The following is a 9,106-nucleotide window of genomic DNA, read 5'->3' as shown; positions in this document are numbered from 1 at the left end:
AGAGTAGCAAAACCCTCAAATTCTACGAAAAAAAGAGTTTGGGGGAGTTAGAACCAAAATATTGAGATAGGAGGTATTATCGATGCGTACCAAGTCACTTGTTTTAGCTGGCTTATTTGCCGCGATTACGGCTATTTCCGCTCAAATTTCTATTCCGCTCTCCTTCACTCCTGTACCCATCACCATGCAGGTTTTGGCAGTTTGCCTGGCGGGGGGGATTCTTGGGGCTCGCCTGGGGGCAGTCTCGCAACTTGTTTACATTTTATTGGGGGCTTTTGGCATGCCGGTTTTTGCCCAGGGAAAAGCAGGTCTAAATGTATTGTTTGGTCCCACCGGAGGATACATAATAGGTTTCGTTATTGCCGCCTATGTGATCGGCCTGGTGATTGAAAAGAGGATGACGTATTTATCAACTCTGGTTGCAATGTTTTTAGGCTTGGTAATAATTTATTTCCTGGGTACAATTCAGTTAAAGTTCGTACTAGACTTGACCTGGCAAAAGGCTTTGATCTTTGGTGTCGGGTGGTTCTTGCCTTTAGATATTCTAAAAATCTTTATAGGGGCTGCTCTGAGCGTTTCGGTACGCCGGGCTCTGGTTCAAAGTGGTATGATAGCCAATCAACAGGGAATGTCTGAGGAGACGGCATGAGACTGAGAGCTCATCATTTACTATGCTTGCAGGGCTTTCGCGGTCTAGGATATGACGAGCGCTTTGTTCTAGTTACCCAAGAGGTTTTGGAAATTTTGCGAATAAACCCGAGTTTGCATGTAAAATTAGTGGATGAACCTGATATTTTATGTGCTGCCTGTCCTCACCACCGGCGGGGGCTCTGCACCAGAAACGGTCCAAATACCGAAGAAAGGGTCCGGTGGCAAGATCGCGAGATTCTAAAACTATTAGGATTGGAAAACGGTTGTGAGGCAACCTTTTCCTGGTTATTGAAGACGGTAGGAAACAAGATAGCTTCTAATGATTTAGACCGTTTATGTACTAATTGCCAGTGGTACAGTCTTGGATATTGCTGGGAGGGAATAGCATCATTGAGAGATCAGGCTTGACTGGAAGCCTGATCTTTCTGCATTTTTGCGGGGTCATAAAGGAGAGAATTAATTGGGAAAAGAATAGTTCATTAATCCAATGTTACCGGGAGGAGATGGGCTATGTACCGTAATATTACTGATATTCCTGGAATTAAAGTAGGCCATGCTACGGATGAAGCCGCTCTCACCGGCTGTACCGTAGTCTTAATGGAAACCGGGGCTACGGCCGGTGCGGATATTCGTGGTTCTGCACCAGGTACTAGAGAAACTGACCTGTTGCAAACCGGGCGTTTAGTAAACCGGATTCATGGGATTGTTTTAACGGGAGGGAGTGCTTTCGGTCTGGATGCTGCCGGAGGAGTCATGCGTTATTTGGAAGAACGAGGGATCGGCTTTGATACTGGTGTCGCTCGCGTTCCTATAGTCCCGGCGGCGGTATTATTTGATTTGCACATTGGCGATCCGAAAGTTAGACCGGATTGGGAAATGGGTTATAGGGCCTGCCTCGATGCTAAGGAGGGACCGCTGCCCGAAGGGAATGTAGGAGCAGGTACGGGTGCCACGGTAGGAAAGTTAATGGGTATCCAGTGGGCTACCAAGGCGGGAATAGGGAATTGGTCGGAGCGTGTTGGGTCCGAACTTATTATTGGTGCTTTAGTAGCGGTGAATGCTTTAGGAGAGGTGATTGACGAAAACGGCCAAATACTGGCGGGTTTAAGACAGCCGGAAGGGTCACCTTTTGTCAGTACTCTGGAAAAAATGAAAGAATACCAGAGCCGAGGATTCACCTTTAGCAATACTACTCTGGCGGTGGTGGCCACCAATGCCAGGCTCTCCAAGGAGGAAGTGAATAAAGTAGCCCAAATGGCCCATAATGGATTGGCGAGAAGCATCAGACCGGTACATACTATGTATGACGGTGATACCGTATTTGCCGTTTCTCTAGGGGAGGTAGAGGCTGATGTTAGCTTGGTTGGCTCGATGGCAGCGGAGGTGCTGGCAAAGGCTGTAAGAAGAGCGGTGCTATGTGCCCAATCAGCCGGCGGAGTACCTGCGGCGTCCGAATTAAAGACGTGAGGAGCAATAGCAAACCGGAATCAATCTTACTCGCTCTAATTGATTTATAAAATGCTTTCTGGTAAAATATTGCTAACTTTAATGGCGAGAGCATGTACGAAGGAAGGTACACTCAATGCTGTTAGCCTTTGATGTAGGAAACACAAATATTGTACTGGGAGTATACAGGGGTAAAAAATTGTGGAACTACTGGAGGGTATCTACTGATCCCCATAAGACGGCTGATGAATTGGGAATCTTGGTGAAAAGCTTATTCGACTATGCCGGGCTTGACTTGCAAATGATTGATGCCGTTGCCATCTCCTCTGTTGTACCTCCTCTTATTTTACCGCTGGTGGAATTTGCCCGTGAATATTGTAAGGTTAGTCCTTTGGTGATAGGGCCCGGAGTGAAGACGGGAATGCCTATTAAATTCGATAATCCCCGAGAAGTAGGAGCTGACAGAATTGTCAACGCGGTTGCCGCCTATGAAAATTACGGCGGTCCGGTTATTGTAGTTGACTTTGGCACGGCAACCACCTTTGATGCTATTTCGGCGAAGGGTGAATATTTGGGAGGCGCGATAGCTCCGGGTATAGGTATATCTACTGAAGCATTATTTGAAAAAGCAGCCAAGCTCCCCCGGGTAGAGTTGGTTCGGCCGACTTCAGTTATTGGGAAGAATACGGTGGCCAGCATGCAGGCTGGTATAGTATTCGGTTTCATCGGCCAGATTGAAGGTATCGTTTCTCGCATGAAAAAAGAGTTGAAAGGAGATGCCTTTGTAGTGGCTACTGGAGGACTGGCTGAATTGTTTGCGCGGGAAACGCCAGTAATAGATAAGATGGATCCCCTATTAACTCTAGAGGGAATTCGAATAATTTACGAACGTAACAACCCTGATTGATTATCAGGGTTTTTTAGTGTTTAGATAAGTTTTTCGGGTATCAGGATAAACTAGACATAAATTCAGAACAGGAGAATCGAGTATGAAAATTGGGAATGTCGAATTGGAAAATCAAGTAATTGCTGCTCCTATGGCCGGCATTTCCGATAAAGCTTTTCGCATCTTGGCTAAAGAAGCCGGATGCGGGCTTGTGCTAACCGAAATGATAAGTGATAAGGGGCTTGTTTACGGTAACCAGAAGACTTGGGAGATGCTGGACCTTTCTGGAGAACGTGGGCCCATCAGTGTCCAAATTTTCGGTTCGGAGCCGGAGACCATGGCCGAGGCGGCCCGCATAGTAGTGGAGAAGGGCGCCAGTGTCGTAGATATCAACATGGGATGTCCCACACCGAAAATTGTTAAAAACGGTCAAGGAGCTGCTTTAATGAAGAATGTAAAGCTGGCAGGCGAGATCGTGCGTAGTGTAGTTAAGGCAGTGACCGTACCAGTTACGGTTAAAATGCGTAAAGGCTGGGATGAAGAAAATGTAAATGCAGTGGAAGTAGCTAAGCGAGTTCAGGAGGCAGGGGCGGCGGCAATTACAATTCATGGGCGTACCCGCTCTCAGTTTTACGCGGGGGAGGCCGATTGGAACATAATTCGAGAGGTAAAAAAAGCTGTAGATATTCCCGTTATTGGGAATGGAGATATCTGGACACCCCAGGATGCCGAGCGTATGTTAAGGGAGACCGGTTGCGATGGAGTTATGATTGGTAGGGCGGCTCTGGGTAATCCATGGATTTTTCGACGTACCGTAATTTATTTGAAGACAGGAGAACTTTTGCCTGAGCCTTCTGCGGGCGAAAGGATTGAAATGGCATTGCGGCATTTAAACATGGTAGTAGAGCTAAAAGGAGAGAAGGTAGGTGTACAGCAAATGCGCAAGCATATTGCCGGGTACATTAAAGGTTTGAGGAATGCTGCTCAAATGCGGAATAAATTAAACAAATTGGAAACAGTATCTGAGGTGCAAAAAGTGTTATATGACTACCTGAAAAATTTAGAATCGCAAGATTAAGGACAAACCGAAAATGGTTTGTCCTTAACTTGCTTATAACGGGAAACACTGCTAAAATATAGGTAGCCTAAATGCACACAATTTTGTGCACATAGTAAATTTTGCCGGGGTGGAAGCCTATGGATTTTGTTCGCATAGGGGATAAATTAATTAGCCGGAACAAGATTGAAAATTTTATCGATAGGATTCTAGAAATGAGGGTTCAGGGTCTATCGCAGCAGGAAGTGGCGAAACATTTAAATATTGATCGTTCTTTTATTTCTCGTCTGGAACGTTTGGGCGAAGTGCGCAAGGGGCAGAGAATAGCTATTGTAGGTTTTCCTTTGAAAAACAAAGAGGAGCTTCAGGAGGTAATTGAAGAAGAGGGAGTGGACTTTCACCTTTTGATGACGGAAGAAGAGCGTTGGCAATTTGTTAGAGAAAAGAGTGGGTTGGAGCTGTTTAATGAAATTATGGACCTGATAGCCAAAGTTCGCGCATACGATGTGGTTATATTTTTGGGGTCCAATAAAAGAATAAAGTTTATAGAAGCTCTGCTGGATAAGGAAGTCATCAGTGTGGAAATTGGCAAGTCGCCTATAGAAGAAGACAAATATGTAGATCCTTCACTGTTGAAAGAAATCATCCAAAAGGTAAAAGCTTGAGGAATTAATACAAAGGAGGAGCCTACATGAGACGAGTAGTGAGTGTTAGCCTGGGTTCTTCCAAAAGGGACCATAAGGTAGAAGCTGAAATACTCGGCGAAAAGTTTCTTATCGAGCGAATAGGGACCGATGGAGATATGAACCAGGCCATAAAAACCATTAGAGAGCTAGATGGAAAGGTAGACGCTTTTGGATTAGGAGGAGCTGATTTATACCTGCATGCAGGTAGCAGACGTTATCTAATTCGCGATGCGGCCCGAATTGTTGCTGCCGCTAAAAAGACGCCTATAGTAGACGGAAGCGGTCTGAAGAATACGTTAGAAAGGAAGGTCATTGAATATTTACATAAAAATACCGGCATAGAATTTACGCAAAAGCGAATACTCTTGGTATGTGCAGTTGATCGTTTCGGCATGGCAGAGGCCCTTGCGCTCACAGGGGGCAAGGTAACTTTTGGTGATTTAATTTTTGCCTTGGGTTTGCCTGTGCCGTTGCGTTCCCTTAAAACCGTTGACCGCCTGGCACGAGTGGTAGCTCCAATTATTTGCAAATTGCCTTTTAAATATTTATATCCTACCGGTCAAAAACAAGAAGAAGTTAAACCGCGATTCAGTAAATATTACAAGGAGGCTGACATAATCGCAGGTGATTTTCATTTTATTCGAAGATATATGCCGGAGGATATGACCGGGAAAGTTATCATAACCAATACAGTCACCAAAGAGGATGTGGAGCTGTTGAAGCAAAGAGGGGTTAAAACTTTAGTAACTACTACACCCGAATTAGAGGGGCGTTCTTTCGGGACCAATGTAATGGAAGGAGTTTTGTTAGTCCTGTCGGGGAAGCCTTTGTCAGAAATACAGCCGGCTGATTATGAAGAATTGTTGAACAAAATTAATTTTACCCCTAGGATAGTGAATTTTGATAGATAGAGAATTTTAGGAGGCGATATCATGGGAAAATTTGCGTTCATGGTGCACCCTTTGAATGTGGCCGATGTGAGTAGAAAATTTCCTATAGCTAAAAGGCTTCCCGATAGACTGGTTGAAAAAATGATCCAATATATGCCTCCGGTGAAGACCTCTTACATATCTGGTATAAAATCAGCTTACGCAGAGACGGAAGGCTGGTTTGTAGGATGTCCTCTTACGACGCGGCAAATGCTTACTCTTCCGGAAGATTTTGTCCTTAAGCGGATAATCCAAACCGGAAAGTTGGCTGAGAAATTAGGAGCTCAAATTCTAGGTTTAGGAGCTATGACTTCGGTAGTTGGCGACGCGGGCATCACAGTGGCCAAACATTTGAATATAGCCGTAACAACTGGAAACAGTTATACGGTGGCTACTGCCATAGAGGGGACGAAAAAGGCTGCCGAGCTAATGGATATAGATTTTCCCAATGCCAATGTAGTCGTTATTGGTGCTACCGGCTCTATCGGTAGCGTGTGTGCCCGTCTGCTGGCCAAAGAAGTTCGCTATTTAACCTTGGTAGCCCGAAATAAGCACAAATTGGAGCGCGTGGCTTCGCGTATTTTGCAGGAAGAAGGTTTGGCTGTAAAAATTACCCAGGATATCTCCCGGGCTTTGCGAGATGCTGATGTGATCGTAACGGTTACGTCAGCTGTAGATACAATTATAGAACCTGAACATCTTAAACCCGGTGCCGTGGTTTGCGATGTGGCCAGGCCTCGAGATGTATCGAAAAAAGTTGCGGAAATGCGCGATGATGTACTGGTTATTGAAGGGGGCGTAGTTGAAGTGCCGGGAGAGGTTCAATTTAATTTCAACTTTGGTTACCCTCCCAAGATTGCCTTGGCTTGCATGGCGGAAACCATGATGCTTGCTATGGAAGGCCGTTATGAAAACTTTACGCTAGGACGTGATCTAACGGTAGAGCAGGTTCAAGAAATTAGTCGTTTAGCCAAAAAGCACGGGTTTAAGTTAGCCGGATTTCGCAGTTTTGAGCGTCCGCTAACTTTGGCTGAAATAGAAAAAATAAAATATAATGCCCGGCGCAAGGCCGGGATGAAGCTTCATGCGTGAGGCGGCGACCCAATAGATATTTTTAAAAGTAAATTCTTGACAAACAAGAAGTCGGTCTATATAATACCCATAAAGTTTTAAAGTTAACAAGCACTGCAGAATAGTTCAGCAGTGCTTGTTACGGTGATAGTAGCTTTACCATAACATATATTACGGAGATCAAAGTATAAATAAAGTAATCCAAAATTCAATATTTTAATGTCAAGGAGAGAAAATTCTTATGCCCGAGAGAGAAATTATTTTAACTTTAGACGGACTTAAAAAGTTGGAAAAGGAACTGGAAATTCTTAAGACTATAAAAAGAAAAGAAGTAGCCGAACGTATCAAAGAAGCCATTGAATTCGGCGATCTCAGTGAAAACTCAGAATATGAGGATGCTAAGAACGAACAGGCCTTCATAGAAGGACGTATAATTGCCCTGGAAAAGAAGCTACGTCAGGCTCGAATTATTGATGAAACGGATGTAACAACTGATGCAGTAACTATCGGCTGTCGCGTGCGTCTTAAAGACCTGGACAGCGGAGACGAGTTGGAGTATTCTATAGTGGGATCTGTAGAGGCCGATCCTGCGGAAAATAAGATTTCTAATGAATCCCCGGTCGGGAAAGCTCTTATGGGGCAAAGAGTCGGTTCAGTGGTAGAGGTTAGCGCACCTATAGGTTTATTGAGATTCCAAATTATGGATATACAAAAGTAGTTTTATTTTTGTTGGCTAGGGGGATTTTTATGGAAACAGAATTGAACGAATTGATGCTAATGCGCAGAGAAAAGTTAGACAAGCTTCGGGCAAATAACATTGACCCTTACGGTGGCAAGTACGTTCGAACTCACTTGGCTATGGAGGTAATTGATAATTTTAACGAATTACAAGATCAACAGGTATCTGTGGCAGGACGGTTAATGTCTAGGCGCAGCCATGGTAAAGCCAGTTTTGGGCATATCCAGGATGTTACGGGGCAGATACAGATTTACGTGAGGTTGGATGATGTAGGCCCTGAGACTTACGAATTGTTTGGCTTGTTAGATATTGGTGATATAATTGGCATTAAAGGTAAGGTTTTTAGAACGCGTAAAGGAGAAATAACAATAGCGGCGGAAGATTTACGGCTGTTGTGTAAATCTTTGCGCCCGTTACCGGAAAAATGGCATGGACTCAAAGATATTGACTTGCGGTACCGGCAGCGATATTTAGACCTTATTACCAATCGAGATGTTCTTAAAGTATTTGTTTTGAGAAGTAAAATTATTAAAGCTATCAGGGAGTTTTTGGACGAGCGAGGATTTTTGGAAGTAGAGACGCCCAGTATGCATACCATTCCTGGAGGAGCTGCGGCGAGGCCTTTTATCACTCATCATAATGCTCTCGACATGGACCTTTATTTGCGCATTGCTTTAGAGCTTCACCTTAAGCGCCTGCTGGTAGGGGGGATGGAGAAAGTATATGAATTAGGAAGAGTATTCCGCAATGAGGGGATTTCTACCAAGCATAACCCAGAATTTACAATGCTGGAGCTTTATGAAGCTTATGCTGACTATGAAGATATGATGGAACTGACGGAAGAGCTGGTGGCTTATGTAGCCAATAAGACTCTGGGAACTACTCAAATTACTTATCAAGGACATTCCATCGACTTGACTCCTCCGTGGCCCCGAATGACCATGCTAGACGCTATTGCCAAGTATACCGGAGTAGATTTCACTCAAATAAAGACCAATGAAGAAGCTCGGCAGATTGCTCGCAAGTTCAACCTTGAAGTTGAGGAGAATCATACTAAGGGCCAAGTTATCAATGAAATCTTCGAAAATATTGTGGAGCCTAATTTAATACAGCCTGTTTTTATTAAAGACTATCCCGTTGAAATATCTCCACTGGCCAAAAGAAAAAAGGATAATCCAGAATTAACTTATCGCTTCGAAGCATTTATTGCTGCAAGGGAGCTGGCAAATGCTTTTTCAGAGTTAAACGATCCGATTGATCAACGAGAAAGATTTGAAAAACAAATGGAACTGAGGGCAAAGGGAGATGATGAAGCTCATGTTTTAGACGAGGATTTTCTGAAAGCTTTAGAATACGGAATGCCTCCGGCAGGGGGGCTGGGTATAGGTGTAGATCGTCTAGTTATGTTACTTACCGATTCTCCATCTATCAGGGACGTGATTTTATTTCCTACCATGCGGCCTAAGGAAGACTAGAAAGCCTTTCGCCGGGCAGTTGACATCCAGATAGAGATGTGATACGATATAAGTCCAGGCAGCTGACAATATTTTTCCTTTTGACATTCTGGAGAGTACATGATAGAATAGGGGATGTCGCTTTGGTAGGGATCTTTGAAAACTGAACAGCGACTGGAGCCCGTTG

General features: G+C 44.2%; 10 protein-coding genes. All 10 read left to right on the top strand.

The genetic code is table 11. The features are described from left to right. Window positions 1–82 precede the first annotated feature (82 nt). Entirely contained in the window at window positions 83–649 is a 567-nt protein-coding gene (locus KKC1_RS09065; protein WP_088554146.1) for a biotin transporter BioY, read from the top strand. Then, complete coding sequence (locus tag KKC1_RS09060; RefSeq protein WP_088554145.1) at window positions 646–1,059, top strand: DUF1284 domain-containing protein; 414 nt, start codon at window positions 646–648, stop codon at window positions 1,057–1,059. Before KKC1_RS09065 ends, KKC1_RS09060 begins: the two co-directional genes overlap by 4 nt. Before the next feature lie 102 nt (window positions 1,060–1,161). Next, complete coding sequence (locus KKC1_RS09055; RefSeq protein ID WP_088554144.1) at window positions 1,162–2,118, top strand: P1 family peptidase; 957 nt, start codon at window positions 1,162–1,164, stop codon at window positions 2,116–2,118. A gap of 115 nt (window positions 2,119–2,233) precedes the next feature. Continuing rightward, window positions 2,234–3,004 carry a type III pantothenate kinase gene (locus KKC1_RS09050; RefSeq protein ID WP_088554143.1) on the top strand — a complete coding sequence of 257 codons (771 nt, stop codon included), beginning with the start codon at window positions 2,234–2,236 and terminating at the stop codon, window positions 3,002–3,004. Between the two features lie 82 nt (window positions 3,005–3,086). Continuing rightward, complete coding sequence (gene dusB / locus KKC1_RS09045; protein WP_088554142.1) at window positions 3,087–4,061, top strand: tRNA dihydrouridine synthase DusB; 975 nt, start codon at window positions 3,087–3,089, stop codon at window positions 4,059–4,061. Window positions 4,062–4,180: 119 nt separating this feature from the next. Beyond that, on the top strand, window positions 4,181–4,705 hold the full coding sequence (locus KKC1_RS09040) for a helix-turn-helix domain-containing protein (protein WP_088554141.1): 525 nt from the start codon (window positions 4,181–4,183) through the stop codon (window positions 4,703–4,705). A 26-nt stretch (window positions 4,706–4,731) separates the two neighbouring features. Continuing rightward, window positions 4,732–5,637, top strand: a complete 906-nt coding sequence (locus KKC1_RS09035; RefSeq protein ID WP_088554140.1) for a quinate 5-dehydrogenase — start codon at window positions 4,732–4,734, stop codon at window positions 5,635–5,637. A 21-nt stretch (window positions 5,638–5,658) separates the two neighbouring features. Next, a complete protein-coding gene (locus KKC1_RS09030; RefSeq protein WP_088554139.1) occupies window positions 5,659–6,747 on the top strand; it encodes a saccharopine dehydrogenase NADP-binding domain-containing protein in 1,089 nt (362 codons plus the stop codon). A 220-nt stretch (window positions 6,748–6,967) separates the two neighbouring features. Then, window positions 6,968–7,444 (top strand): transcription elongation factor GreA, encoded by a 477-nt coding sequence (gene greA, locus KKC1_RS09025; RefSeq protein ID WP_088554138.1) that lies wholly within the window; start codon window positions 6,968–6,970, stop codon window positions 7,442–7,444. 29 nt (window positions 7,445–7,473) lie between these two features. Further along, entirely contained in the window at window positions 7,474–8,940 is a 1,467-nt protein-coding gene (gene lysS, locus KKC1_RS09020) for a lysine--tRNA ligase (protein WP_088554137.1), read from the top strand. The last annotated feature ends 166 nt before the right edge of the window (window positions 8,941–9,106 follow it).

Source organism: Calderihabitans maritimus (assembly GCF_002207765.1).
In the GTDB taxonomy this organism is placed as follows: Bacteria; Bacillota; KKC1; order Calderihabitantales; family Calderihabitantaceae; genus Calderihabitans; species Calderihabitans maritimus.
The sequence above is the reverse complement of the archived record's forward strand: the minus strand, read 5'-3'. Positions and strand labels throughout refer to the sequence as shown.

Bases quoted from the DNA above. Each gene is read 5' to 3' on its own strand.
- KKC1_RS09050 (WP_088554143.1), top strand. From the start codon at position 2,234: ATGCTGTTAGCCTTTGATGTAGGAAACACAAATATTGTACTGGGAGTA.
- KKC1_RS09040 (WP_088554141.1), top strand. From the start codon at position 4,181: ATGGATTTTGTTCGCATAGGGGATAAATTAATTAGCCGGAACAAGATT.
- KKC1_RS09030 (WP_088554139.1), top strand. From the start codon at position 5,659: ATGGGAAAATTTGCGTTCATGGTGCACCCTTTGAATGTGGCCGATGTG.
- greA (WP_088554138.1), top strand. From the start codon at position 6,968: ATGCCCGAGAGAGAAATTATTTTAACTTTAGACGGACTTAAAAAGTTG.
- KKC1_RS09060 (WP_088554145.1), top strand. From the start codon at position 646: ATGAGACTGAGAGCTCATCATTTACTATGCTTGCAGGGCTTTCGCGGT.
- dusB (WP_088554142.1), top strand. From the start codon at position 3,087: ATGAAAATTGGGAATGTCGAATTGGAAAATCAAGTAATTGCTGCTCCT.
- KKC1_RS09035 (WP_088554140.1), top strand. From the start codon at position 4,732: ATGAGACGAGTAGTGAGTGTTAGCCTGGGTTCTTCCAAAAGGGACCAT.
- KKC1_RS09055 (WP_088554144.1), top strand. From the start codon at position 1,162: ATGTACCGTAATATTACTGATATTCCTGGAATTAAAGTAGGCCATGCT.
- lysS (WP_088554137.1), top strand. From the start codon at position 7,474: ATGGAAACAGAATTGAACGAATTGATGCTAATGCGCAGAGAAAAGTTA.
- KKC1_RS09065 (WP_088554146.1), top strand. From the start codon at position 83: ATGCGTACCAAGTCACTTGTTTTAGCTGGCTTATTTGCCGCGATTACG.